This is a genomic window from Caballeronia sp. LZ016 (assembly GCF_031450805.1).
Taxonomy (GTDB): Bacteria; Pseudomonadota; Gammaproteobacteria; order Burkholderiales; family Burkholderiaceae; genus Caballeronia.
Map to the genome: position 1 here is coordinate 124,314 of NZ_JARTVY010000002.1, position 25,952 is coordinate 150,265.

Sequence of the window (25,952 nt, forward strand, 5' to 3'; positions counted from 1 at the left end):
CATGAGCCGCTATTCGATATTCAGCCTGCTGCGCAACGGCATGTCGTATCACGAGAACTGGGAGCGTCAGTGGCGCAGTCCCGAGCCGAAGCGCGAATACGACGTGGTGATCGTCGGCGGCGGCGGGCACGGTCTCGCGACTGCCTACTATCTCGCGAAGGAACACGGCATCACGAACGTCGCGATCCTCGAGAAGGGATGGATCGGCGGCGGCAACACGGCGCGCAACACGACCATCGTCCGCTCGAATTATCTGTGGGACGAGTCCGCTGCGCTGTACGAGAAAGCCATGAAGCTGTGGGAAGGGCTCTCGCAGGACCTCAATTACAACGTGATGTTCAGCCAGCGCGGCGTGATGAACCTCGCGCATACGCTGCAAGACGTGCGCGATACCGAGCGCCGCGTGAACGCAAACCGTCTCAACGGCGTCGATGCGGAGTTCCTCACGCCCGCGCAGATCAAGGAGATCGAGCCGACGATCAACCTCAACAGCCGTTATCCGGTGCTGGGCGCGTCGATCCAGCGTCGCGGCGGCGTTGCGCGTCACGATGCGGTCGCGTGGGGGTATGCGCGCGGCGCGGATCAGGCGGGCGTCGACATCATTCAGAACTGTCAGGTCGTGGGCATCCGCCGCGACGGCAATCGGGTGACGGGCGTCGATACGACGAAAGGCCATATCAAGGCGAAGAAGGTCGCGGTCGTCGCAGCGGGCAACACGACGACGCTCGCCGACATGGCGGGCGTGCGTCTGCCGATCGAAAGCCATCCCTTGCAGGCGCTGGTGTCGGAGCCGATCAAGCCGGTGGTCAACACGGTCGTGATGTCGAACGCGGTGCACGCGTACATCAGCCAGTCCGACAAGGGCGACCTCGTGATCGGCGCGGGTGTCGATCAGTACACGGGCTTCGGCCAGCGCGGCAGTTTTCACATCATCGAAGGCACGCTGGAAGCGATCGTCGAGATGTTCCCCGTGTTCTCGCGCGTTCGGATGAACCGGCAGTGGGGCGGCATCGTGGACGTGTCGCCGGATGCGTGCCCGATCATCAGCAAGACCGACGTCAAGGGCCTCTACTTCAACTGCGGCTGGGGCACGGGCGGCTTCAAGGCGACGCCCGGTTCGGGCTGGGCGTACGCGCACACCATTGCGAACGACGAGCCGCATGCGCTGAACGCGCCGTTCTCGCTGGATCGTTTCTATACGGGTCATCTGATCGACGAACACGGCGCTGCCGCCGTCGCGCACTAAAGGGAGTTGCAAACATGTTGCTGATCGAATGCCCCTGGTGCGGGCCGCGCGCCGAAACCGAATTCTCCTGCGGCGGCGAAGCGGATATCGCGCGTCCGCTGGATACCGACAAGCTCTCCGACAAGGAATGGGGCGACTACCTCTTCATGCGACGCAATCCGCGCGGCGTGCATCGCGAGCAATGGATGCACGCGCAGGGCTGCCGCCGCTGGTTCAAGGCGCAGCGTGACACGGTGACATACGAGATTCAGGGCTACGAGACGTTCGACCGTCCGCTGGCTGCGATGGACAACAAGGAGGGAGCGTCGAAATGAGCCAGAAAGACCGACTCGCCACGGGTGGGCGCATCAATCGCGCGATTGCGCTGACGTTCACGTTCAATGGCAGGACGTACCAGGGCTATCAGGGCGATACGCTAGCTTCCGCGCTGCTCGCGAACGGACAGCACTTCGTCGCGCGTAGCTGGAAGTATCACCGCCCGCGCGGCATCGTCACGGCGGGTGTCGAGGAGCCGAATGCGGTCGTGCAACTCGAAACCGGCGCATACACGGTGCCGAACGCGCGCGCCACAGAAGTGGAGCTGTATCAGGGCCTCGTTGCATCGAGCGTGAATGCGAAGCCGAACATCGAGAAGGATCGCATGGCGGTGAATCAGAAGATCGCGCGCTTCATTCCCGCGGGCTTCTACTACAAGACGTTCATGTGGCCGCGCAAGCTGTGGCCGAAGTACGAAGAAGTGATTCGCGATGCAGCCGGTCTCGGCAAAGCGCCCGAAGAACGCGATGCCGATCGCTACGACAAGTGCTTCGCGCATTGCGACGTGCTGGTGGTCGGCGGCGGACCGTCGGGTCTTGCTGCGGCCTATGCAGCGGGTTTGTCCGGTGCGCGCGTGTTTCTGATCGACGATCAGCCCGAACTCGGCGGCTCGCTGCTGTCGTGCCGTGCAGAGATCGACGGCAAGCCTGCCTCGCAATGGGTTCAGCGGATCGAAGGCGAACTCCGCAAGATGCCCGACGTGAAGATCTTGTCGCGCAGCACGGCGTTCGGCTATCAGGATCACAACCTCGTCACCGTGACGCAGCGGCTGACCGAACATCTGCCCGTTTCGATGCGCAAGGGTACGCGCGAACTGATGTGGAAGGTGCGGGCGAAACGCGTGGTGCTCGCGACCGGCGCGCACGAGCGTCCCATCGTGTTCGGCAACAACGATCTGCCGGGCGTGATGCTGGCGTCGGCGGTATCGACTTATCTGCATCGCTATGCGGTGCTGCCGGGCCGCAACGCGGTCGTTTTCACCAACAACGACGACGCCTATCAGTGCGCGCTCGACCTGAAGGCGGCGGGCGCGAACGTGACGGTCGTGGATCCGCGTCCGATGGAATCGAAAGGCGCGTTGCCCGCCGCCGCGCGACGCTACGGCGTGCGCGTGCTGAACGACGCGGTGATCACGGCGGCGCACGGCAAGCTGCGGGTGTCGTCGGTGGAAGTCGCTGCGTATGCGAAGGGACAGGTCGGCGCGAAGCAGACCGACCTGCCTTGCGACCTGGTCGCGATGTCGGGCGGCTGGAGCCCGGTGCTGCATCTTTTCGCGCAATCGGGCGGCAAGGCGCACTGGCACGACGAGAAGGCGTGCTTCGTTCCCGGCAAGGCGATGCAGGCGGAAAGCAGCGTCGGCGCATGTGCGGGCGAATTCACGCTGGCGCGCGGCATTCGTTTCGGTCTCGATGCGGGCGCGGAAGCGGCGCGCGCAGCCGGTCATATCGTGGCGCGGCCGCCTGCGGTGAAGGTCGCGGAAATCGCGGAAGCGCCGCTCATGCCGCTGTGGCTCGTCGGCGGGCGCGAACTGGCGACTCGGGGTCCTAAGCAATTCATCGACTTCCAGAACGACGTCTCCGCCGCCGACATCTATCTCGCGGCGCGTGAGGGCTTCGAATCGGTCGAGCACGTGAAGCGTTATACGGCGATGGGCTTCGGCACGGATCAGGGCAAGCTCGGCAACATCAACGGCATGGCGATTCTGGCGCAGGCGCTCGGCAAGACCATTCCCGAGACCGGGACGACCACGTTCCGCCCGAATTACACGCCTGTGACGTTCGGCACGTTCGCGGGCCGTGAGCTTGGCGAATTTCTCGATCCGGTGCGCAAGACCGCGATTCACGAATGGCATGTGCAGAGCGGCGCAATGTTCGAGGATGTCGGCAACTGGAAGCGCCCGTGGTATTACCCGCGCGGCAACGAGGACATGCATGCGGCGGTCGCGCGCGAATCGCTGGCGGTGCGTCAGAGCGTCGGCATTCTCGATGCATCGACGCTCGGCAAGATCGACATTCAAGGCCCGGACAGCGCGAAGCTGCTCAACTGGATGTACACGAATCCGTGGAGCAAGCTGGAAGTGGGCAAGTGCCGCTATGGCCTCATGCTCGACGAGAACGGCATGATTTTCGACGATGGCGTGACGGTGCGCCTCGCCGAACATCACTACATGATGACGACGACGACAGGCGGCGCGGCGCGCGTGCTGACTTGGCTCGAACGCTGGTTGCAGACGGAATGGCCCGACATGCGGGTGCGGCTCGCATCGGTGACGGATCACTGGGCGACGTTCGCGGTCGTCGGCCCGAACAGCCGCAAGGTGCTGCAGAAGGTGTGTCAGGACATCGACTTCGCGAACGCCGCGTTCCCGTTCATGAGCTATCGCGATGGCACGGTGGCGGGCGCATCGGCGCGCGTGATGCGTATCAGCTTCTCGGGCGAGCTCGCCTATGAAGTGAACGTGCCGGCGAACGTGGGCCGCGCGGTATGGGAAGCGTTGATGGAAGCGGGCGCGGAGTTCGACATCACGCCGTACGGCACGGAGACGATGCACGTGCTGCGTGCGGAGAAGGGCTACATCATCGTCGGCCAGGATACCGATGGCTCGATGACGCCGTACGACCTCGGCATGGGCGGGCTCGTCGCGAAGTCGAAGGACTTTATCGGCAAGCGGTCGCTGACGCGTTCGGATACGGCGAAGGTCGGGCGCAAGCAGTTCGTCGGACTGTTGACGGACGATCCTTCGGTTGTGCTGCCGGAAGGCGCGCAGATCGTGGCGGGTCCGTTCCAGGGCGATACGGCGCCGATGCTCGGTCATGTCACATCGAGCTATTTCAGCCCTGTTTTGAAGCGTTCGATTGCGTTGGCCGTGGTGAAGGGCGGTCTCGAGAAGATCGGCGAATCGGTCATGATCCCGCTTGCGAACGGCAAGCAGATCAACGCGAAGATCACCAGTTCTGTGTTTTACGACAGCGAAGGAGCACGTCAGCATGTTGAATGAGATCAAGGGTTCCTCGACTGTCGTCGATCGCATGACGGTCGGGCAGGGCGTGTGGCAGGAGTCGCCGCTCGTGGGCGCCGATGCGTTGTTGAAGGCGCATCAGGCGGGTGCATCGAAGGCGTTTCGCTTGACGGAGCGGCCGTTCCTTCAGCTGGTGAACGTGCGTGGCGATACGCGCGACGCCGCCTTCGTGCGCGCGGTGCAGGGCGTGATCGGCTGCGCGCCGCCGGAGAAGCCGAACACGGTGGCGAAGGGCAACGGCTATGACTTGCTGTGGCTCGGTCCTGACGAGTGGCTCGTGGTATCGGAGGCGGCGCACGACGCATCGCGCGCGGCGCCGCTGGAAGCGCGATTGCGCGAGGCGTTCGGCGGCGCGTTTGCATCGGCGGTGGATATCGGCAGCGGATACACGGTGCTCGACATCGATGGCCCGCGTACCCGCGATGTGCTGTCGCGTGGCTGTCCCCTCGATCTGCATCCCAAAGTATTCGGCGAGGGACAGTGTGCGCAGAGCCATTATTTCAAGGCCTCGCTGACGCTGGCGCCGCTGGGTGGCGATCGCTTCGAACTCATCGTGCGTCGCAGCTTTGCGGATTACTTCGTGAAGATCATGCTCGATGCCGCCGAGCCGTTGTTGTCGTGAAGCCGTTCGAGCCTTTGAACGCGGGCGGGCAGGGCTGGCGCGTCGTCGTCGATGAACTTGTGGTGATGACGCGTATCGGGCTGCACGAGCATGAGCATCGTGCGCCGCAGGCCTTATGTGTCGATGCGAGCCTGCGGTATCGTGATACGCCGCGTGAGGACGGGCTTATCGATTATGAGGCGTGGTGCAATCGCGTCACGGCGTATCTGCAGGACAAGCCGCATACGCGCCTGCTCGAAACGCTTGCGGTGGAGATTGCCGCGTTGTCGTTCGATGAATGGCCCGCGCTCGATGCGCTCACGCTGACGCTGCATAAGCCGAAGATTCGCGAAGGCACGCGACGGCTTGCCCTCGAACTCGATTGGCGGCGGGCGGATTTCGATGCATGGCGGGCGCATCGTGCTGTGGATGCGGTGACGGCATGAACGGATCGCGCGATACGGCGGCGCGTTTGTCGGAGCGCGCATTCAGGGACCGCGACGCGCGTGCTGCGCTTGCGTTGCTGGAGCGGAGCATTGCGCTGAAGCACAGGCGGATCGCGCTCATTCGGTATTTGCACGCGCAGTATCTCGATGCGCCGCTGGAGGCGCGGCATCATGAGTATGTGAAGGGGATTGCAGCGAGGTTGAGTGTCGATGCGTTGATGAGGGTGGCGCAGGCGGCGCGGGGGAGGTTCGAGGGGGGTATTCGTTGTTGAGGTGTGTGCTTTGTCTTGCCGGTTGGGGGCAGTCTCCGCGTGTGCGGAGGAACCTTGGTCGTGCCGAACGCTTGGACCTTGCGATTGGGTCTATCTCCGCGCATGCGGAGGAACCTTCTCCGCCTTGCCTGGCTTAACCGCCGCGATGGGTCTATCTCCGCGCATGCGGAGGAACCTCGAAGGTCAGCGGCCCGAGACGCTGCGGATTCGGTCTATCTCCGCGCACGCGGAGGAACCGCGCAGCGTGCGTATATGGGCCTTCAAACGCTGGGTCTATCTCCGCGCATGCGGAGGAACCCGCATGAAGCGATCAAATATCGCCATGAGTTCGGGTCTATCTCCGCGCATGCGGAGGAGCCAAGGGGATCAGATACGCGTGCCCCAGCGGCGTGGGTCTATCTCCGCGCATGCGGATGAACCCCGTAACATCGTCCAGTAGCGATTCAAGGTCTGGGTCTATCTCCGCGCATGCGGAGGAACCCGATCAACACCATTAGTCGCGCTTCGAGCGACGCGGTCTATCTCCGCGCATGCGGAGGAACCGGAATTCATGCCCACAGAAACAACAAAATCGAGGGTCTATCTCCGCGCATGCGGAGGAACCGTGAAGACGTGCAGCAACGCCAGCGCGAGCGAGGGTCTATCTCCGCGCATGCGGAGGAACCAACTCGTCGGCGGGGATTTTCAAAATCCGACCGGGTCTATCTCCGCGCATGCGGAGGAACCTTAAGTGACCAACCTTCGCCCGGATTCCAAGTGGGTCTATCTCCGCGCATGCGTAGGAACCAAGGCGTTCAACGTCGAAGAGATCTGCCGTTGGGGTCTATCTCCGCGCATGCGGAGGAACCGATCGGCAATGCTGCGTATTCGGGCGGCACAAAGGTCTATCTCCGCGCATGCGGAGGAACCTCCAGCCATGCTATGAAGTGGTCGAGGGGCGCGGGTCTATCTCCGCGCATGCGGAGGAACCAAAATGCCTCTCTCGAGCCTGAAGCGCGTCGACGGTCTATCTCCGCGCATGCCGAGGAACCCGCACTTCCCATTCGGGGGCAACGATGAAACGGTCTATCTCCGCGCATGCGGAGGAACCCACTGATGCCGCTCTCGTCGATCGTCGGTGCCGGGTCTATCTCCGCGCATGCGGAGAAACCTCGCCATCCCTGCCACGCTGACCGCAGCAAGCGGGTCTATCTCCGCGCATGCGGAGGAACCGCGACGATCTGCAACAAAGCGCCGCTTGCCGCGTGTCTATCTCCGCGCATGCGGAGGAACCGGAGAACTGGCGCGACAGCTTCGTGAGGACGGGGGTCTATCTCCGCGCATGCGGAGGAACCGATACGCGTAGAGCTTGCCGAGAATCAGCAGAAGGTCTATCTCCGCGCATGCGGAGGAACCTGGATGTGGGCGTTCCTTGGAAATGCTGCCTCGGGTCTATCTCCGCGCATGCGGAGGAACCATGTTGATAGCGCCGTTCCACCTTGTGCGTACGGTCTATCTCCGCGCATGCGGAGGAACCGCGCCGTGCGCAGGATCGGCGACACGAATGTAAGGTCTATCTCCGCGCATGCGGAGGAACCCGGTGACGGCTCGCCGGTCGTCACCTGGAGTACGGTCTATCTCCGCGCATGCGGAGGAACCTAGTCCTGATAGACCGAGATGCCGATATTCGGGGGTCTATCTCCGCGCATGCGGAGGAACCTCGTCAATGATTTTGCGGTGTTCGTCCGTGAGCGGTCTATCTCCGCGCATGCGGAGGAACCTCTGCCTGCCGCTCGCGCCATGCGCTGTACGGCGGTCTATCTCCGCGCATGCGGAGGAACCTGAGGTCGAGGAAGGTGGCACTATTCATCATGCGGTCTATCTCCGCGCATGCGGAGGAACCGCGGCCTTCGGTGGTGATGGTGAGGGTGCTCTGGGTCCATCTCCGCGCATGCGGAGGAACCTTGTCGCGGAGATCGAGCCATGCATTCTGAAGCGGTCTATCTCCGCGCATGCGGAGGAACCTAGCCATAGCTTTGGCGGTTCGGGAATGTCGCGGGTCTATCTCCGCGCATGCGGAGGAACCCTTTCGAAGAGCCTCGGTGTCGACATCCGACGCGGTCTATCTCCGCGCATGCGGAGGAACCGTCATGCGGTCCGTCCCGTAGCATCCCTCGGGAGGTCTATCTCCGCGCATGCGGAGGAACCGCGCTGCCGCCCATTGATCCGAATTGACTGAGGGGTCTATCTCCGCGCATGCGGAGGAACCGAGATGACGATCGACGAGGCATCTGCTGTGGAGGGTCTATCTCCGCGCATGCGGAGGAACCTTGAAGCGTCTTTGCGTCGATCCACACCACCGGGGTCTATCTCCGCGCATGCGGAGGAACCCTCGCTTTTGCCGAATACGTAGCCTAGAAGGTCTATCTCCGCGCATGCGGAGGAACCTCGGCCGCGCCGATCTTTATCCCGAGATTCCTGGGTCTATCTCCGCGCATGCGGAGGAACCGATGAAGCGGTGTTGCGTGGCTGGACGGGCCTGGGTCTATCTCCGCGCATGCGGAGGAACCAAAACGTACTCCTGATGCTGGCCGGATTCAAGGGGTCTATCTCCGCGCATGCGGAGGAACCGCGTCACGCACGCCTTCGTGTGCGAAGACTGTGGGTCTATCTCCGCGCATGCGGAGGAACCGCATCGATCTTCAGCGGCTATCGCGTGCACGAGGGTCTATCTCCGCGCATGCGGAGGAACCTCTACCTCCTAACTTCATGTTGTGAAAGAACAAACGTCGGTTTCGATGTTGCGAATCCGGAGCAAGTGGCGAGTATGGTGAGCGGATGTTTCCTCGTCAACTGCTGCCGTCTGACAGCGAAAAGATGAAGCGACGGTAACGCAGCCTGCAAGCAACTATCGCAAAGCAAACATCAATACCCCGCGCGCCATCAAGCTGCTTCTTGTCACCGATCAACTTTGACATTTGAACACTTATATAACGATGACTCCCGGTGCTAATCTAAGCATCACGAAGTAAATGTCACGGGCAAAGAACACGGCATCAAGACCACAAGACGCAACGATGAAAACGGCAGCGCATCAACTACAGGCTTGGGGAAAGCTGGACACCGGCGAAGGTGTTAGCGAGCCCGGCACGCATCCCCTCTGCGACCACATGCTGGACGTCGCCGCCTGTTTCATCGAAGCTGTCAAAGAACACACGCGCTTGCGCAATGCCTTCCACATGCTTGCCGGTCGCACGTTGAGCGGGAAAGACATCGAGCGTCTCGCGGTCCTCGCCTATCTCCACGACTTCGGCAAAGCAAACAGTGGCTTCCAGAGAAAGCGCTGGCAAGGCCCCGCCCCCGAAGGCTGGCCGCTTCGCGCGGGACACGGTCCAGAAGCCCTCCTGCTGTTTCGCGACGATGACATCGCATCCAGCTTGCCGTTCGAGTCCATCAAGACCTGGGGCAATGGCGTCGATGCGCTTCTGTTAGCGAGTCTCGCGCATCATGGCCGCCCGCTGTCAGCGCCCCTTGGGCATGACGCGATCATCTGGAAGCCGGTGCGCGACCGTGAGGGCGCCGCCATCTACAGCCCCAAAGATGCGTTGGCAAACATCGGCGAACAGCTACAGCAGGCCTTCCCGCTTGCCTTCGAGCCTGGCGGCGAACCGCTCCCGTCGAGTCCTGCGTTCGTTCATCTATTTGCGGGCGTCGTCCAGTTCGCGGACTGGCTGGGATCGCATCGACGGCACTTTCCGTTCAGCGAACCCGGCACACATCGAAGCCGGCATCAGGCGGCCGAACTGGCGGCGCGCGCCATCGCCACCATTGACCTCGATGCTTTCACCGCGCGCACGGAACTCGCGCAACGGCCGTTCTCCTTCGAAGCCGCATTCAATGTCGCAGCGCCCCGGCCCATGCAACGCATGCTCGGCGACGATGAACTCGGACCTTTACTCATCCTTGAAGCAGAAACGGGCAGCGGCAAGACCGAGGCCGCGCTATGGCGCTTCGCGCGCCTGTTCAGCCAGCGCAAGGTAGATTCGCTCTACTTCGCTCTGCCAACGCGCGTTGCAGCGGCACAGGTGTACGAACGCGTGCGAAAGTTTGTCGACCGCCTTTGGCCGTCGAATGCACCGGTGGTCGTTCGCGCGCTTCCTGGCTATGAAAGCGCCGATGGCAGCGACAAGATCGCAATGCCCGGCTTCAACGTGCAGTGGTCCGACAATCCCGACGACGCCAGAGCCGCTACGCGTTGGGCCGCCGAATCGCCGAAGCGCTTTCTCGCGGCAACCATCGCGATCGGGACCATCGATCAGGTCCTGCTCGCAGGCTTGCAGGTCCGCCATGCACATATGCGCCACGCGTTGCTGAGCCGTTCGCTGCTGGTCGTGGACGAAGTGCATGCGTCGGAGACCTACATGTCGCAATTGCTGGAGCAGGTGTTGAGCGCGCACCTCAACACGGGCGGCCACGCGCTGCTGCTGTCCGCGACGCTCGGCTCGCGACAGCGAACGCGTTTCCAGGGACTCACGCCGAAGCCTTCGGCGCCCATCGTATCGCTCACGGTCGAGGAGGCTTGCGCGTCGCCGTATCCCGCGCTGACGGACGGCGCCGTCATCCACGCGTTACCTGACAACGGCGCGTCAAAGATGATTCGTTGGTCGACGCTCGATGCAATCAACGACCACGAGCGCATCGCGCGCCTTGCAATCGACGCGGCGAACCAGGGCGCACGCGTGCTCATCGTTCGCAACACCGTTCCGACAGCAGTCGCCACACAGAAGGCAATCGAGCGCCTGATTGACGAGCTTGGCAACCGCACGCTGCTGTTCAAGGTCGGTGGCGTCCCGGCACTTCATCACAGTCGCTTCAGCCGTCAGGATCGGCCGCTGCTGGACGCCGCTGTTGAGGCGCGGCTCGGCAAGACCCGTAAAGCGCTCGAGGGATGCATTGTCGTCGGCACTCAGACGCTGGAGCAGAGCCTCGATATCGACGCCGATCTGCTGATCACCGACCTCTGCCCGATGGACGTGCTCTTGCAACGCATCGGGCGTTTGCATCGGCATAAGCGCGATGCGAGCGAGCGCCCGGAAGGCTTCCGCGATGCCCACGCCTGGGTGCTGACGCCCGTCGGCAAGTCGCTCGCGGAATACATCAAAGCGCCGCGCATCGGGCTCGGGCGGTTCAGCAACGGCGGCGGCGTCTACACCGATCTGCGCATGATCGAAGCGACGCGGCGACTCATCGACGAAGCGCCATCCCGCGTGATTCCGCGCGATAACCGTCTGCTGGTCGAACGCGCGACGCATCCCGACTGCCTGCTCGCAATTCAGACGGAACTCGGGCCGGAATGGGAGAAGCTCGGTCAGGCGCTCGAAGGCGGGCAAGGCGCGGAGCGGTCTCTCGCGCGAATGCAGGCGCTGGATTGCAACAAGCCGTTCTTCGAGCTTCAGTTCCCGGATGGGGAACAACGTATCGCAACTCGGCTCGGTACAGCTGACCGCCTCGTCACGTTCGATCCACCCGTGCCCGGTCCGTTCGGCGCCGATGTCAGGCAGATCGCGATGCGTCACCACCTGCTAGGTAATGACGTCAGCGCCGACGCGCAACCTTCCTGCATCACGCACGACGAGGACGGCTTCGAATTTTCGCTCGATGGCGACCGCTTCCATTACGGCCGATACGGCGTAGAGAAGCGGAAACCGTCAGACAAGGGAGCAGGCTGATCATGAGCCTCCACTATCGCTTGCTGGACGATCCGGTACTGCGCTATCGCGACGCGGCTGGACAGCCCCACAATGCCACGTTGCCCGAATTGTTCGCCGCTCTGACCAGTGACGTCGTGCGCGACTTCCCGGCGCTGAGGCCGCATCAGCGGCATTCGTGGCACGCGTTCCTGACGCAGCTCGCGGCGATAACGTTGCATGCTGTCGAGCACACCGAACCGTTCGAAACTGCCGATGAATGGCGCGCGGCGCTTCTCGCACTGACGCCGAACGATCCCGACGGCGCCGCGTTCGCGCTCGTCGCGCCTGACGATCGTCCTGCGCTGCTTCAACCGCCTTCCGAGCGCGGCGAGTCACGGACATCGAACAAGAAACCGGTTCTCACGCCGGATGCGCTCGACATGCTGGTCACGTCCAAGAATCATGATCTGAAGGCCGCACGCATGATCAACGCGCGTCCGGAAGACTGGCTATACGCACTCGTCAGTTTGCAGACGCAAGAAGGTTTTCTCGGTGCCGGCAACTACGGTGTTTCCCGCATGAACGGCGGCTTCGCCAGCCGGCCGGCGTTCGGCGCAGTGCCGAAAGGGCTGTGGGGCAAACGCTGGCAAAGAGATACGCGGCGGCTGCTCCAGCATCGTCAGCAAATCGTCGACGACAAAGGGTTCAAGGAGAACGACGGAGTCGCGCTCGTCTGGGTGCGGCCGTGGGACGGCGCAACCAGCCTCGCGTTCAGTGAACTGGATCCGTTCTATATCGAAATTTGCCGGCGTGTCCGGCTCGACGTCATCGACGGAAAATTGCGGGCGCTCACCACCACGAGCAAGACCACACGCATCGCCGCGAAGGAACGTCTGGGCGCAACCGGCGATGCCTGGACCCCCGTCGCCGTGGCCGGCGGCAACGCATTGTCCATCAGGGCGGGAGGTTTCGACTACAAGCTGCTGACCAAGCTCGCGTTCACCGGCGAGTTTTCCCCGACGATTACGCGCAACATCGGCGACGACGATGGCGACGAGGGCATCGTGCTGCTCGCGCAAGCGATCACGCGTGGAAAGGGAAAGACCGAGGGCTATCACGAGAGACGCATTCCGGTATCCCGCGCGATGCGCGAGAAATTTCTCAGCGGCAATACCGATGAACTTGCAGAGGCTGCCGAAAGGCGTATCGCCGTCATCGGAGACGTACGCAAGGTCCTGTGGAGCGCACTGTGCGGCTTGTTCGGCAACGGCGAGAACACGGCGTCCGACGACATAAAAGAGAAGGCTAGCCGGTTCGCTGGCCCGTTCGAGCACGACGAGGACCGGCGCTTCTTCAATGATCTGGTCGTAGAGATCGAAGCGCCGACGAAAGATGCGAAGGAACTCGCGCATGAGACATGGCTTGCCGAACTCGCCGGGCGCGCCGAGCTTGTACTGAACCGCGCTTTCGTGGCCGGCCCGCGTGCAAGTATGCGCCGATATCGCGCGCAGAGCGCGGCACGCGCCCGATTGTTCGGTGGACTCCATGCGGGCAAGGGCCACCTTAAGACACTGGCGCGCGTGCTGAAAGTACAAGGTGATGTCGCCTCCAATCTAACAAAACACTCAACGAGGTCCGAATGAACTCGACGACGGACACGCCAGCGCCATCCGGAGTTTCAGGCTTCAGCTACCAGATCGAAGCCATCGCTGCTTTTTCTGAAAGACGCGAAGGAGGGGATCAAGGCTTCGAAGAACGACTATGTCGCGCTGAAGCGACTCGATCCGGACGCGCAGACGCTCGCGACCGCGCAGATTGCCGCCCTGATGAACGTCGCCGCCCGCGCCAGGCTCGATTGCGCGAAGTGGACTCCCGATGAATGGCGGCGCTGGGCGTTCATCGCATACGGCATCGCGCTGGCCGGACATGACCGCGCGGACAACACCCGCAGCACCCTGGGCCGGCAACTGCACCTGGCTGGTGTATCGGAGGCCCGCGTGACGCGGCTGCTCGATGCACGAGGCGCTGCGTTCTTCGAGTTACTGCGGCGCATGCTTCGCTTGATGAATAGCCGAAACGTCGCGCCCAGTTGGAATCAGCTCGGCAGGCTGGTGCTGTACGAAGGCGCACGAGAAGGGAAACGCCAGGACATCGCGGAGAAGATGCGTCTGGACATCGCGTATGGATTCTTCTCGGCGAACGCGAACGCGAGCGCATCGCGGGAACAGTGAACGCTACATCGGCAATAGAAAGCACGACAAAGATCAGGAAGGCTTAACATGACGCATCCGCGTTTCATTCAGATTCATACGCTGCACAGTTACTCGGCGGCGCTGCTCAATCGCGACGACTCCGGTTCGGCCAAGCGCTTGCCGATGGGCAACGCCATGCGCACGCGCATTTCATCGCAATGTCTCAAGCGGCACTGGCGCGTTGCGGAGGATCATCACGCGCTGTCCACGCTCGGCGTGCCGATGGCAATTCGCTCCCGCACCACGTTGGCCCGCATTCGCGACGAGATCGTCGGGCATGGTGTCTCCGAGGAGCTTGCGCAAGCGGCTGTCGAAGCGCTGCGTCACGGTGGATTGCTGGACAAGGCGGGCAAGGATCGCAAGGGTAAGGAAGCGCTCGAGACGGGTCAGGCGGTGCTGCTGGGCAAGGCGGAGATCGACTATCTCGTGAAGCGCTGTGCGGCGCTTGCCCGCGACTACAAGGACGCAGACGCGCTGAAGACGGCAGTCGCGGCGTTCCTCAAGGAAGAGCCGGACAACATCCGGGCGCTCAAGCACGGAAGCGGGCTCGAATCGGCGCTGTTCGGGCGCATGGTCACGTCGGATGTGCTCGCGCAACGCGATGCCGCCGTCTATGTCGCGCATGCCTTCACGGTGCACGAGGCGCAGGTCGAGAACGACTACTTCACCGTCGTCGACGATCTCTTGCGCGAAGCGGGCGAGCATGGCTCCGCCGGCATCTTCGATACCGAACTCGCTTCGGGCCTCTACTACGGATACGTCGTGGTGGACGTGCCGCAACTGGTCGCGAATCTCGAAGGCATCGCGGCCGAGGAATGCTTCCAGGCGCCGTCCGAACGGCGGGAGCTCGCGGCTCAAGTCGTGCATCACCTGTTGCATCTGATCGCAACGGTCAGTCCCGGCGCCAAGCGCGGTTCCACCGCGCCGTTCGGCCACGCGAGTCTCATGTTGGTCGAATCGGGCGACTGGCAGCCACGCAGCCTCAGCGCCGCTTTCGAGTCGGCCTTGAAGCCGGCGGATGGTGGCATGCGCAGCGAAGCCATCAAGCGTATCGCGGGCGAACTGAAGAAGCACGACGCCGCCTATGGCGCGCTGGATCGCGCTTATCTGGCGCTCGACCAAGCCGATATCCCGAACGCGGAGCACTTCTCGCTCGACAAGCTCGCGAACTGGGTGCAGACACGCATCGTCAAGGGCGCGTGACATGCGGCGTCACTTGCTGATGCGCCTGCGCGCGCCGCTCGTCGCGTTCGGCGGCGAGTCAATCGATAACTACGGCGTGATCCGCGATTTCCCGGCAATGTCGATGATCACCGGACTTATCGCGAATGCGCTCGGCTGGGATCGCGGCGATAGCGAGCGGCACGACCGCCTGCAGGCGCGTCTCGTGATGGGCGCGCGGCTCGATCGTTCCGGCGAGCGCCTTCCCGACTTTCAGACGGCGCAACTCGGAGCGAAAGATAGCGGCTGGACAACGCTCGGGCATTCGGAGTCGCGCCAAGGCGGCGCGGATACGTACAAGAGCCCGCATCTGCGCTACCGCGACTATCACGCCGGCCTCGACGCGCTCATCGCTCTGCGGCTCGACCCCGCAAACGAAGCTCCGACGCTCGATGACATTGCGCGCGCGCTGGATCGCCCGATGCGTCCGCTGTTCATCGGACGCAAGCCGTGCCTGCCATCGGCGCGGGTGTTCGCCGGCTTCATCGACGCCGGCGACGTTCTCGATGCGTTGCGCCGCGCGCCGTTGCCTGAAGGCCTGGACGATGACGCGTTTAGCATGCAGTGGCCAACGAACGAGGGCGCGATGCCGGATGCGACCGCACAGGCGCACGACATCTGCGACGAGCGCAACTGGACGAGCGGCGTGCACGGCGGATCGCGTCCTGTTCTCGAAGTGAGCGCGAAGCGGACATCGTTTGCGTATCCATCGACTTGTCCGGAATTCCCCTATGACCGCGCTTAATCTGATTCACTGCCAGCCCGATCCGCACAAGTTCGTTTCGTGGGCGTCGCGGCATGGTCTGGTGCCGCCCGGCGGCGACCTCGGCTACGCGTTCCACGCCGCGCTCAGTGCGGTGTTCGGATCGCTCGCGCCGAAGCCTTTTTACTATCGCGACGAGCGCGCCGGACTGCTTGCCTATACGGCGCACTCCGCCGACGCGATGCGCGAGGCGTGCGCGCTTTGCGCCGCGCCGGACCTGGCGGATGCGCTCGGTCTCGATGCAGGCCCGCACAGTCCCGGTCTTAACGTTCGCCCGTTCCCGGCGCAATGGCAGGCGGGGCGCGTGCTGGGTTTCGACGTACGCGTGCGGCCCATGCGCCGCAGCAAGGACGCCGGCCACAAATACGGCCGCGAGCGGGATGCCTACAAGCCTCCGATCGAGCAGGAAGCCGATGCCGATGCGCCAGGGCGCGAAGCCGTCTATATCGAATGGCTCGACGAGCGGCTTCGATGGAGCGGAGCGGCGAGTCTGGTCGAAGCGCGCATGACGCGGTTCCAACTCACACCTGTGATTCGCCGCACGCAAGCTGGCTCGGATGACGGCAACAAGAGGCAGTCGCGTGTGATCAACGGCCCGGACGCGGTGTTCAGCGGCCATCTGCGCGTCGAAGATTCGGATGCGTTCGCGCGGCTGCTCATGCGCGGAATCGGAAGGCATCGGGCGTTCGGGTTCGGCATGCTGTTGCTGAAGCCCGCATCCATCGACGCTTGATCGCCGGGGCGCGCGCGTGCTCAAGGGGCGGCTGGGACTCGACACTTCCCGCGTGCCTCATGCGGATCGTCATGGTCTCCTGTGGCTGGAACGTGGCGAACTGAGTGTCGTCGACGGATGCCTGCACTTCACGAGCGGCCAGTACGTCGATCAGATTCCGCATCAATCGGTATCGATGATCCTGCTCGGCCCGGGCGGCAGCGTGACGCATGATGCGCTGCGGCTGCTCGCGCGGCACGGCACCTTGCTCGCCGCGGTCGGCGCGGACGGCGTGCGCAGTTACACCGCGCCGCCGTTGATGCCGGATCGTTCGGATGTCGCCCGGCGGCAGGCCGAACTGTGGGGCAGTGCGCGACGCCGGGTGGCCGTCGCGCGGCACATGTATGCGCTGCGCCTCGGGGAAGTGTTGCCGCATCGCGATCTGGACACGCTGCGAGGCATCGAAGGGTCGCGTGTCAAGGCGATCTATCGGTTGCGGGCGCAGCAGTTCGGCATCGAGTGGCAGGGGCGCCGATACGATCGCGCGAACCCCGAGGCCGCCGACCTCGCCAATCAAGCCATCAATCATGCGGCGACGGCGGTGCAAGCGGCGGCGGCGATCGCCGTGCACGCGCTTGCGGCCGTGCCTCAGCTCGGCTTCATTCACGAGGATTCCGGCCAGGCATTCGTGCTCGACATCGCCGATCTGTTCCGCGATGACGTGACACTTTCGATTGCCTTCGCCGCAGTCAAGGAGGCGCAGCGCAGCGACGAAACGCTCGACCGGCTTGTCCGGCGTGAGGCGGCGCGCGTATTTCGAAAACAGCAGGTGATTCCCGCGATGATCGATCGCATTAAGCAGGTGTTGCGGCTCGACGAAAAGCTGGAGGAGGCGGATGGCGCTGGTCGTGGTGGTGACGCGTGACGTGGCCGACAGGTTCCGGGGGTACCTGGCGTCGGTGATGCTGGAGGTCTCGACGGGCGTGTATGTCGCGCCGCGGATGAACAAGGGCGTGCGCGAGCGGACGTGGTCGGTGCTTGCTGAGTGGCACCGGTGCGAGCCGAGGGGCAGCGTCGCGATGGTGTGGCGGGAGCGGACGCGGTCGGGGGTATCGGGATCGCGCAGTTGGGGGCGCCGGTGAGGGAGTTGGTGGACGTTGATGGGATGTATCTGGTGAGGCGGGCGGTGGGGCAGGCGTAGGCGGTTGGTGTTCTTTGAAAATTTGGTGATCCTGGTGGGATGGGTTCGGCGGTTTCTTGTTTGGGATCATGGGGTTAGAGGGTAGAGGTTCCTCCGCGTGCGCGGAGATAGACCGCGTAATATCCGGCGAGGACCGATCGAAGGTTCGGTTCCTCCGCGTGCGCGGAGATAGACCCGGATCGGCGCTGTTCACGACGAATTTCATGATGGTTCCTCCGCGTGCGCGGAGATAGACCCACGCGCCTTATCTTTCAAGGGCAGCTAGCCAAGGTTCCTCCGCGTGCGCGGAGATAGACCCCTCCCCGGGCTTCCCGCACACGTGACGCAGTTGGTTCCTCCGCGTGCGCGGAGATAGACCTCAGTCGCCACGAAAGCTCACGCTGCCCTTCGCGGTTCCTCCGCGTGCGCGGAGATAGACCCGGGAGGCCCTCGGGGAGGTAGGACCGTAGCTCGGTTCCTCCGCGTGCGCGGAGATAGACCCCATCGTTTCCCGTGTCAGGCACGCGAGCGGTAGGTTCCTCCGCGTGCGCGGAGATAGACCCTCGATGCGGTAGGGCTGTGGGTGGGAATGGGGGGTTCCTCCGCGTGCGCGGAGATAGACCTCCCGCGTCGAATAGTTTTTTAGCAGGAACGGCGGTTCCTCCGCGTGCGCGGAGATAGACCCAGGTGCGCGTCCCTTTCCTCCATCTCTTCGTAGGTTCCTCCGCGTGCGCGGAGATAGACCCGTCTTAATCCGTGGATGAACAAACAGGCAAATGGTTCCTCCGCGTGCGCGGAGATAGACCCGGACGGCCATCGAGCAGACAGTCAGTCGCGAAGGTTCCTCCGCGTGCGCGGAGATAGACCCCGCTCCGATGATCGTCCCACCGACCACAAGAAGGTTCCTCCGCGTGCGCGGAGATAGACCCGAGGGGCGCGTGGTACCTCCCGCTGCCTTACCGGTTCCTCCGCGTGCGCGGAGATAGACCTGCCGGCCCGCGCACCGAAAGCGCGCGGCGAGAGGTTCCTCCGCGTGCGCGGAGATAGACCGTGGACGGACAGCTTCCTCAAGCGCGCCGACCAGGTTCCTCCGCGTGCGCGGAGATAGACCCGCCGCGATTCAGGTGGCGGAAGGTGCTGCCAAGGTTCCTCCGCGTGCGCGGAGATAGACCCATGCCAAGGTGCTGTCCGATTTTCCCCAGTGTGGTTCCTCCGCGTGTGCGGAGATAGACCCGTCGGCCTGTTGCGCCAAAGCCATTGCAGTCGGGTTCCTCCGCGTGCGCGGAGATAGACCCTCGTCATTGGCCGTGGCGAACGCGCCATATGCGGTTCCTCCGCGTGCGCGGAGATAGACCTTATCTGCGTCCTATCGTTATGTACCGATTTTGGGTTCCTCCGCGTGCGCGGAGATAGACCCTCGTCCGAGTCCCCGAGAAGTGAGCATTGGGCGGTTCCTCCGCGTGCGCGGAGATAGACCCGTCGCGGTTTGCTCGTCGTCGAGGAGGCCTGCGGTTCCTCCGCGTGCGCGGAGATAGACCCAACGCCGAACTCATTAACCGCGTGTCATCTGGGGTTCCTCCGCGTGCGCGGAGATAGACCCGAGGGCATTCTTCGTCGGGTCCGACTCCTGCGGGTTCCTCCGCGTGCGCGGAGATAGACCGAGGATGATCGGAATCATCACCGCGCGCCCGAAGGTTCCTCCGCGTGCGCGGAGATAGACCCATCGCGCAGCAGCGCAATCCGGACGGATCGGCGGTTCCTCCGCGTGCGCGGAGATAGACCCATTAAGAATGTGAGCCGCGACGACTTACTCGCGGTTCCTCCGCGTGCGCGGAGATAGACCCTCACCGCCGCCCCAGTCCTCGCCATCGCCCCAGGTTCCTCCGCGTGCGCGGAGATAGACCCTATGGACGTAAGGGAGTTGGTGTTACGGTACCGGTTCCTCCGCGTGCGCGGAGATAGACCCTCGAAGACTGGACGCCTGAGGACACGCTGCGCGGTTCCTCCGCGTGCGCGGAGATAGACCCGCGATCCTCGGCATGCAGCCTCCTGAGCAGGCGGTTCCTCCGCGTGCGCGCAGATAGACCCAGCGACGGTTCGACAAATTTTGCGAGCTACAAGGTTCCTCCGCGTGCGCGGAGATAGACCCCGCCTCGGGGTTACACGGGATAGCAACGAGGGGGTTCCTCCGCGTGCGCGGAGATAGACCCTGAGTTGGCTCGCATCTGGACGAAGGTCGAGCGGTTCCTCCGCGTGCGCGGAGATAGACCCTACATCGGCAAACAACCGACGAAGCGGATCGGGGTTCCTCCGCGTGCGCGGAGATAGACCCGTATTCACGACTTCGCCCTGCTGCTTCGCGTGGGTTCCTCCGCGTGCGCGGAGATAGACCCGCGACACGGAAGGACTTCGGCTTCTGTCCAGGGGTTCCTCCGCGTGCGCGGAGATAGACCCGTAATGTATTCGCTTTGATCAATTTGTTGAGTGGTTCCTCCGCGTGCGCGGAGATAGACCCGCACGCGAGCAAGTCGCGAGTGTAAAGGAACAGGTTCCTCCGCGTGCGCGGAGATAGACCGTCGGATACCGCTGGTAAGTCAAGAATGGCTGGGGTTCCTCCGCGTGCGCGGAGAAAGACCCCAAGCAGGCGAGCGCCTCTTCAGCGGTAATGCGGTTCCTCCGCGTGCGCGGAGATGGACCCGGCGTGTGCACATAGATCTTGGCCATCTCAGAGGTTCCTCCGCGTGCGCGGAGATAGACCCATGACGTTCGCGCCTTCGACGAGCCCAGCAATGGTTCCTCCGCGTGCGCGGAGATAGACCCGACGCGAGACACGGTGCGAGACGTGCGCAGGCGGTTCCTCCGCGTGCGCGGAGATAGACCCATGTGGAGACGACGCTGCACGTCCCCGCAGGCGGTTCCTCCGCGTGCGCGGAGATAGACGCCGTTCGGCTATTCGTGGATTGAAGACGGCGCAGGTTCCTCCGCGTGCGCGGAGATAGACCCACAGTCACGATCACCGGCGCGCGCGTTCATGCGGTCCCTCCGCCTCCGCGGAACCCCCCCGCAGACGAGAACCGACAACATCATCACTAAGCCTCCCCGTTCACGCGGAGCTAGACCCACGCACCCCCACACCGCCAACAAGAAACCCAGTACCCAGGAAAAAGTCGCTCCCAACCAACCCCACGTCGCATTCCCCCCATCGACGCCTCGCAAAACCCCCTACTCTCCCCCAAGGCCGCGAGCATTCGCATCGAGCGACACACCCGCGCCCGCCGTCCAAAACCCAAGGAGACATCACCCATGAGCACCAATCGCGGCGTCGTATATCTCGGTCAGGGCAAAGTCGAAGTCCAGTCCATCGACTACCCGAGAATGGTCGATCCTCGCGGCCGCGACATCGGCCACGGCGTCATTCTCAAAGTCGTCAGCACCAACATCTGCGGCTCCGACCAGCACATGGTCCGCGGCCGCACCACCGCCGAAGTCGGCCTCGTGCTCGGACACGAAATCACCGGCGAAGTCATCGAAATCGGGCGGGACGTGGAGACGCTGTCCATCGGCGACCTCGTGTCCGTCCCGTTCAACGTCGCATGCGGACGCTGCCCCACTTGCAAGGCGCAACACACAGGCGTGTGCCTCAACGTCAATCCGTCCCGCGCAGGCGGCGCATATGGCTATGTCGACATGGGCGGCTGGATCGGCGGACAGGCCGAGTACGTGATGGTCCCCTACGCCGACTTCAACCTGCTCAAGTTCCCCGACAAGGCGCAGGCGATGTCCAGAATCCGCGACCTCACGTGCCTCTCCGACATCCTCCCGACCGGCTACCACGGCGCAGTCATGGCGGGCGTGAAACCGGGCGCAACCGTCTATATCGCGGGCGCGGGACCGGTCGGCATGGCGGCGGCTGCATCGGCGCGTCTGTTGGGCGCGGCATGCACCATCGTCGGCGACATGAACGAGGAACGGCTCGCACACGCACGCAAGATGGGCTTCGAGACCATCGACCTGTCGAAAGACGCAACGCTCGCCCAACAGATCGAGCAGATTCTCGGCAAGCCCGAAGTGGATTGCGCCGTCGATTGCGTCGGCTTCGAAGCCCACGGACATGGCAACGAGCACAACGAGGAAGCACCCGCCACCGTCCTCAATTCCCTGATGGAAATCACGCAGGCAGCAGGAGCGATCGGCATTCCGGGCCTCTACGTCACCGACGACCCCGGCGCCACCGACGCCGCCGCCAGAAAAGGCAGCCTGAGCATCCGCTTCGGTCTCGGCTGGGCCAAGTCGCACTCGTTCCACACCGGCCAGACGCCGGTGACGAAGTACAACCGCAACCTGATGCAGGCGATCTTGTGGGACCGCCTGCCGATCGCGGATATCGTGAACGTGTCGGTGATTTCGCTCAATGAAGCGCCGGATGGATACCGCAAGTTCGACGGCGGCGCGCCACGCAAGTTCGTGATCGATCCGCACGGCCTGCTCAAAGCGGCCTGACAAAACGAAAGCGCCTCTGAAAAGAGGCGCTTTTTTGTTGAGCCGGAGAAGTACTCAGGCGGCCATCACCGGAACCGCGCTCAGGGACGGCGCCTGCTTTCTGCGCTCACGCGTCGGCGCCGTGCCGAACGCATCGCGATAACTCTTCGAGAAATGACAAGCGGACTGGAATCCGCAAGCCATCGTGATGTGCATGATCGACATGTCCGTCTGCAGCAGCAACTCGCGCGCGCGCCGCAGCCGCAACGTCAGATAGTAATGCGTCGGCGTCATGCCGAGATGCTCGCGAAAAAGCCGCTGCAATTGCCGTTGCGACATGCCCGCCAGTCTCGCGAGTTCTTCACGCGACAGCGGCTCTTCAATGTTGTTCTCCATCAGCGAAATGACTTCGAACAAGGACTTGTTCGCCGATCCGAGCCGCGCGACGAGCGGCATGCGTTGCTGCGCGCTCGTATCCCGCACATGCTCGACGATGAACTGCTCGGCAATCTGCGTCACGCGCGCCGTGCCCACGCGCGCGGCAATCAGATTCAGCATCATGTCGAGCGGAGCGACGCCGCCCGTACACGTCACGCGATCACGGTCGATGACGAACAACTCCTTGAGAAACCGCGTGTCCGGAAACTCCTCCTTCAGCGCCGACATGTTCTCCCAGTGAATCGCGCATGCATAGCCCGCCAGCAAGCCGGCGCGCGCAAGCGCATACGTCCCGGTGCACAGGCTGCCGAGCACGCTGCCCGTGCGCGCGAAGCGGCGCAATGCGGACAGATGCGCGGGCGTCGTCGCACGCTGCACGTCGATGCCGCCGACCACGAACACGATATCCGGCTGTCCCAGGCATTCCACCGGCCCGGTATCGACGGACAGCCCGTTGCTTGCCGTAACCGGCCCGCCGTCGGGACTGACGATGGACCATCGATACAGCGGCTGCCCCGTCAGATAGTTCGCCATGCGAAGCACTTCGATCGCGTTCGTGAACGCCATCATCGTGAAGTTGGGAAGCGGCATGAACGCGAAGTGCGCCAGCGATGCCGTGCGATCGGAAGACATGGGGAGAATTGATTCCTTGGAATCTATTGTTTAACGCCGTGGCTGCGGCGTTGTGCCACTCCTGCATTGTGATAACGAGTGCAACTAGCATGCCATCGGGCTAAACCCTGAATAGCGCGACACTGCGTGCGCTTGCCGCTAAACGACGCACAAACACGGCGCGAACGGTCGTGCAAAAGCACACGCAAGGCGCACGACCGTGCCGCCGCAGTGCACGGCGGAGTGATAGGAAAACGCATTACACCCAAAGCGAATTCGCCACTTGTCGAAAACAGACGCGCATGTCGGAAAAGGAAAAGAACACGTCTGAATTCGTAAATTGACCGGCCAGGCGAAGGTCAAGAATAGACGCAACGATGCAAGCGCGAGCGGCCCAGAAGAGCGCTGAGCGGGCTTCATCCAGTGACCGTTCTTTCCTGACCACGGACCTCCCCAATGTCGAACTCGAATCCCTTCTTCGAAGCGCCGCTCGCCACGCGCGATGCCTCGGTGCGCGGCGCCATTCTTCGCGAGCTGGAACGCCAGCAATCGCAAATCGAGCTGATCGCGTCGGAAAACATCGTCTCGCGCGCCGTGCTCGAAGCGCAAGGTTCGGTGCTCACGAACAAGTACGCGGAAGGGTATCCGGGCAAGCGCTATTACGGCGGCTGCGAATTCGTCGATGAAGTGGAGACCCTTGCCATCGAGCGCATCAAGGAACTCTTCAACGCGAAGTTCGCGAACGTGCAGCCCCATTCGGGCGCGCAGGCGAACGGCGCGGTGATGCTCGCGCTCACCAAGCCGGGCGATACCGTGCTCGGCATGTCGCTCGATGCGGGCGGCCACCTCACGCACGGCGCGAAGCCGGCGCTCTCGGGAAAGTGGTTCAACGCGGTGCAGTACGGCGTGAATCGCGACACCATGCTGATCGACTACGAGCAGATCGAGGAGCTTGCGCAGCAGCACAAGCCGTCGCTCATCATCGCCGGCTTCTCGGCCTATCCGCGCAAGCTGGATTTCAAGCGCCTGCGCGCCATCGCGGATGCAGCCGGCGCGAAGCTGATGGTCGACATGGCGCATATCGCGGGCATCATCGCGGCGGGCCGTCACGACAACCCGGTCGATCACGCGCACGTCGTGACGTCTACGACGCACAAGACACTGCGCGGCCCGCGCGGCGGCTTCGTCCTGACCAACGACGAGGACATCGCGAAGAAGATCAATTCGGCGGTGTTTCCGGGGCTGCAGGGCGGTCCGCTGATGCATGTGATCGCGGGCAAGGCCGTCGCGTTCGGCGAAGCGCTGCAGCCGGAGTTCAAGACGTACATCGACAATGTGCTCGCGAATGCACAGGCGCTCGGTGAAGTGCTGAAGGCCGGCGGCGTCGATCTCGTCACGGGCGGCACGGACAACCACTTGCTGCTCGTCGATCTTCGTCCGAAGGGACTGAAGGGCAATCAGGTGGAGCAGGCGCTGGAGCGTGCGGGCATCACCTGCAACAAGAACGGCATTCCGTTCGATACCGAGAAGCCCACGGTGACGTCGGGCATTCGCCTGGGCACGCCCGCCGGCACGACGCGCGGTTTCGGCGTGAACGAGTTCCGCGAAACGGGCCGCCTCATTCTCGAAGTATTCGATTCGCTGCGCGATCGTCCCGACGGCGACCCGCAAACCGAGCAACGCGTGCGCCGCGAAATCTTCGCGCTGTGCGAGCGCTTCCCCATTTACTGAGCACGGAGCAACAAGCGATGAGCACTCTGCACGACGACAGCATCATCATCGATGGTCTCAACATCTCGAAGTTCGAACGCTCCGTGTTCGAAGACATGCGCAAGGGCGGCGTCACAGCCGTCAACTGTACGGTCTCGGTGTGGGAAGACTTCCAGAAGACCATCGACAACATCGCGGAGATGAAGCAGCAGATCCGCGAATACAGCGAAATTCTCACGCTGGTGCGTACGACCGACGACATCCTGCGCGCGAAGAAGGAGAACAAGACCGGGATCATCTTCGGCTTCCAGAACTCGTATGCGTTCGAGGACAACCTCGGCTACATCGAAGTCTTCAAGGAACTGGGCGTCAACGTCGTTCAGCTTTGCTACAACACGCAGAATCTCGTCGGCACCGGCTGCTATGAAGCCGATGGCGGTCTCTCGGGCTATGGCCGCGAAGTGATTCAGGAGATGAACCGCGTGGGCATCCTGGTCGATCTCTCGCACGTCGGCGCGAAGACGTCATCCGATGCGATCGCGTGTTCGAAGAAGCCGGTCACGTATTCCCACTGCTGCCCGTCGGGATTGAAGGAGCATCCGCGCAACAAGACCGACGAGCAGCTTCGCGAAATCGCCGATGCCAACGGCTTCGTCGGCGTGACGATGTTCGCGCCGTTCCTCAAGCGCGGCGCGGAAGCGAATGTCGACGACTATCTCGAAGCCATCGAATACGTGATCGACGTGATCGGCGAAGACAAGGTCGGTATCGGCACCGACTTCACGCAGGGCTACAGCACCGAGTTCTTCGACTGGATCACGCACGACAAGGGCCGTTATCGCCGGCTGACGAACTTCGGCAAGGTCGTGAATCCGGAAGGCATCCGCACCATCGGCGAGTTTCCGAACCTGACCGCCGCGATGCAGCGCGCAGGGTGGAGCGAATCGCGCATCAAGAAGGTGATGGGCGAGAACTGGCTGCGCGTGTTCGGCGAAGTGTGGCATGTCTAACTAAATC

The 25,952-nt window shown here is 63.2% G+C and carries 19 protein-coding genes and 2 CRISPR repeat arrays; of the genes, 17 read left to right on the top strand and 2 right to left on the bottom strand.

The annotated features are described in order from the left end of the window. Position 1 precedes the first annotated feature (1 nt). The 7 genes from P9220_RS14110 to cas3 all read left to right on the top strand — a co-directional run bounded on the left by P9220_RS14110 (position 2) and on the right by cas3 (position 11,607). Complete coding sequence (locus tag P9220_RS14110) at positions 2–1,246, top strand: sarcosine oxidase subunit beta family protein (RefSeq protein WP_309765617.1); 1,245 nt, start codon at positions 2–4, stop codon at positions 1,244–1,246. Positions 1,247–1,260: 14 nt separating this feature from the next. Continuing rightward, on the top strand, positions 1,261–1,560 hold the full coding sequence (locus P9220_RS14115; protein WP_309765620.1) for a sarcosine oxidase subunit delta: 300 nt from the start codon (positions 1,261–1,263) through the stop codon (positions 1,558–1,560). Continuing rightward, on the top strand, positions 1,557–4,559 hold the full coding sequence (locus P9220_RS14120) for a sarcosine oxidase subunit alpha family protein (protein WP_309765622.1): 3,003 nt from the start codon (positions 1,557–1,559) through the stop codon (positions 4,557–4,559). The genes P9220_RS14115 and P9220_RS14120 overlap by 4 nt, the downstream gene beginning before the upstream one ends. Then, positions 4,549–5,202 (top strand): sarcosine oxidase subunit gamma, encoded by a 654-nt coding sequence (locus P9220_RS14125; protein WP_309765624.1) that lies wholly within the window; start codon positions 4,549–4,551, stop codon positions 5,200–5,202. The genes P9220_RS14120 and P9220_RS14125 overlap by 11 nt, the downstream gene beginning before the upstream one ends. Continuing rightward, positions 5,199–5,627 (top strand): dihydroneopterin aldolase, encoded by a 429-nt coding sequence (locus P9220_RS14130; RefSeq protein WP_309765625.1) that lies wholly within the window; start codon positions 5,199–5,201, stop codon positions 5,625–5,627. The genes P9220_RS14125 and P9220_RS14130 overlap by 4 nt, the downstream gene beginning before the upstream one ends. Beyond that, on the top strand, positions 5,624–5,899 hold the full coding sequence (locus P9220_RS14135; RefSeq protein ID WP_309765626.1) for a hypothetical protein: 276 nt from the start codon (positions 5,624–5,626) through the stop codon (positions 5,897–5,899). Before P9220_RS14130 ends, P9220_RS14135 begins: the two co-directional genes overlap by 4 nt. A 26-nt stretch (positions 5,900–5,925) precedes the next feature. Further along, positions 5,926–8,631: a CRISPR direct-repeat array (repeat unit 28 nt; unit sequence GGTCTATCTCCGCGCATGCGGAGGAACC). 324 nt (positions 8,632–8,955) lie between these two features. Then, the gene (gene cas3 / locus P9220_RS14140) at positions 8,956–11,607 is read left to right on the top strand and encodes a CRISPR-associated helicase Cas3' (protein ID WP_309765627.1); all 2,652 of its coding nucleotides are present in this window, start codon (positions 8,956–8,958) and stop codon (positions 11,605–11,607) included. Here cas3 and P9220_RS14145 read toward each other — a convergent pair. Continuing rightward, complete coding sequence (locus P9220_RS14145; protein ID WP_309765628.1) at positions 11,553–11,939, bottom strand: hypothetical protein; 387 nt, start codon at positions 11,937–11,939, stop codon at positions 11,553–11,555. The two genes, cas3 and P9220_RS14145, sit on opposite strands and share 55 nt — an antisense overlap. A 69-nt stretch (positions 11,940–12,008) precedes the next feature. Between P9220_RS14145 and P9220_RS14150 the strand changes: the two genes are divergently transcribed. From P9220_RS14150 to fdhA, 8 genes are all read left to right on the top strand, one after another. Beyond that, positions 12,009–13,211 (top strand): type I-E CRISPR-associated protein Cse1/CasA, encoded by a 1,203-nt coding sequence (locus tag P9220_RS14150; RefSeq protein ID WP_309765629.1) that lies wholly within the window; start codon positions 12,009–12,011, stop codon positions 13,209–13,211. A 96-nt stretch (positions 13,212–13,307) separates the two neighbouring features. Beyond that, positions 13,308–13,799 (top strand): type I-E CRISPR-associated protein Cse2/CasB, encoded by a 492-nt coding sequence (gene casB, locus P9220_RS14155; protein WP_404989557.1) that lies wholly within the window; start codon positions 13,308–13,310, stop codon positions 13,797–13,799. A 48-nt stretch (positions 13,800–13,847) separates the two neighbouring features. Then, entirely contained in the window at positions 13,848–15,023 is a 1,176-nt protein-coding gene (gene cas7e, locus P9220_RS14160) for a type I-E CRISPR-associated protein Cas7/Cse4/CasC (RefSeq protein ID WP_309765631.1), read from the top strand. A gap of 1 nt (position 15,024) precedes the next feature. Continuing rightward, positions 15,025–15,786: a type I-E CRISPR-associated protein Cas5/CasD gene (gene cas5e / locus P9220_RS14165; protein ID WP_309765632.1), complete on the top strand. Its 762-nt coding sequence runs from the start codon at positions 15,025–15,027 to the stop codon at positions 15,784–15,786. Beyond that, the gene (gene cas6e, locus P9220_RS14170) at positions 15,773–16,537 is read left to right on the top strand and encodes a type I-E CRISPR-associated protein Cas6/Cse3/CasE (protein ID WP_309765633.1); all 765 of its coding nucleotides are present in this window, start codon (positions 15,773–15,775) and stop codon (positions 16,535–16,537) included. Before cas5e ends, cas6e begins: the two co-directional genes overlap by 14 nt. Positions 16,538–16,589: 52 nt before the next feature. After that, complete coding sequence (gene cas1e / locus P9220_RS14175; protein ID WP_309765634.1) at positions 16,590–17,441, top strand: type I-E CRISPR-associated endonuclease Cas1e; 852 nt, start codon at positions 16,590–16,592, stop codon at positions 17,439–17,441. Then, on the top strand, positions 17,413–17,658 hold the full coding sequence (gene cas2e, locus P9220_RS14180; RefSeq protein ID WP_309765635.1) for a type I-E CRISPR-associated endoribonuclease Cas2e: 246 nt from the start codon (positions 17,413–17,415) through the stop codon (positions 17,656–17,658). The genes cas1e and cas2e overlap by 29 nt, the downstream gene beginning before the upstream one ends. A 145-nt stretch (positions 17,659–17,803) precedes the next feature. After that, a CRISPR array of direct repeats spans positions 17,804–20,698; the repeat unit is 28 nt; unit sequence GGTTCCTCCGCGTGCGCGGAGATAGACC. Positions 20,699–20,999: 301 nt separating this feature from the next. Beyond that, positions 21,000–22,196, top strand: a complete 1,197-nt coding sequence (gene fdhA, locus P9220_RS14185; RefSeq protein WP_309765636.1) for a formaldehyde dehydrogenase, glutathione-independent — start codon at positions 21,000–21,002, stop codon at positions 22,194–22,196. A gap of 54 nt (positions 22,197–22,250) precedes the next feature. Here the strand turns inward: fdhA and P9220_RS14190 are convergent, their stop codons facing one another. Continuing rightward, positions 22,251–23,246: a GlxA family transcriptional regulator gene (locus P9220_RS14190; RefSeq protein ID WP_309765637.1), complete on the bottom strand. Its 996-nt coding sequence runs from the start codon at positions 23,244–23,246 to the stop codon at positions 22,251–22,253. A 435-nt stretch (positions 23,247–23,681) separates the two neighbouring features. On the opposite strand from P9220_RS14190, the gene P9220_RS14195 reads away from it, so the two are divergent. Then, positions 23,682–24,956 (top strand): serine hydroxymethyltransferase, encoded by a 1,275-nt coding sequence (locus P9220_RS14195; protein ID WP_309765638.1) that lies wholly within the window; start codon positions 23,682–23,684, stop codon positions 24,954–24,956. A 17-nt stretch (positions 24,957–24,973) separates the two neighbouring features. After that, positions 24,974–25,945 carry a dipeptidase gene (locus P9220_RS14200; protein WP_309765639.1) on the top strand — a complete coding sequence of 324 codons (972 nt, stop codon included), beginning with the start codon at positions 24,974–24,976 and terminating at the stop codon, positions 25,943–25,945. Positions 25,946–25,952: the final 7 nt, after the last annotated feature.

Bases quoted from the DNA above. Each gene is read 5' to 3' on its own strand.
- P9220_RS14110 (WP_309765617.1), top strand. From the start codon at position 2: ATGAGCCGCTATTCGATATTCAGCCTGCTGCGCAACGGCATGTCGTAT.
- P9220_RS14115 (WP_309765620.1), top strand. From the start codon at position 1,261: ATGTTGCTGATCGAATGCCCCTGGTGCGGGCCGCGCGCCGAAACCGAA.
- P9220_RS14120 (WP_309765622.1), top strand. From the start codon at position 1,557: ATGAGCCAGAAAGACCGACTCGCCACGGGTGGGCGCATCAATCGCGCG.
- P9220_RS14125 (WP_309765624.1), top strand. From the start codon at position 4,549: ATGTTGAATGAGATCAAGGGTTCCTCGACTGTCGTCGATCGCATGACG.
- P9220_RS14135 (WP_309765626.1), top strand. From the start codon at position 5,624: ATGAACGGATCGCGCGATACGGCGGCGCGTTTGTCGGAGCGCGCATTC.
- cas3 (WP_309765627.1), top strand. From the start codon at position 8,956: ATGAAAACGGCAGCGCATCAACTACAGGCTTGGGGAAAGCTGGACACC.
- P9220_RS14150 (WP_309765629.1), top strand. From the start codon at position 12,009: ATGCTGGTCACGTCCAAGAATCATGATCTGAAGGCCGCACGCATGATC.
- cas7e (WP_309765631.1), top strand. From the start codon at position 13,848: ATGACGCATCCGCGTTTCATTCAGATTCATACGCTGCACAGTTACTCG.
- cas5e (WP_309765632.1), top strand. From the start codon at position 15,025: ATGCGGCGTCACTTGCTGATGCGCCTGCGCGCGCCGCTCGTCGCGTTC.
- cas6e (WP_309765633.1), top strand. From the start codon at position 15,773: ATGACCGCGCTTAATCTGATTCACTGCCAGCCCGATCCGCACAAGTTC.
- cas2e (WP_309765635.1), top strand. From the start codon at position 17,413: ATGGCGCTGGTCGTGGTGGTGACGCGTGACGTGGCCGACAGGTTCCGG.
- fdhA (WP_309765636.1), top strand. From the start codon at position 21,000: ATGAGCACCAATCGCGGCGTCGTATATCTCGGTCAGGGCAAAGTCGAA.
- P9220_RS14190 (WP_309765637.1), bottom strand. From the start codon at position 23,246: ATGTCTTCCGATCGCACGGCATCGCTGGCGCACTTCGCGTTCATGCCG.
- P9220_RS14195 (WP_309765638.1), top strand. From the start codon at position 23,682: ATGTCGAACTCGAATCCCTTCTTCGAAGCGCCGCTCGCCACGCGCGAT.
- P9220_RS14200 (WP_309765639.1), top strand. From the start codon at position 24,974: ATGAGCACTCTGCACGACGACAGCATCATCATCGATGGTCTCAACATC.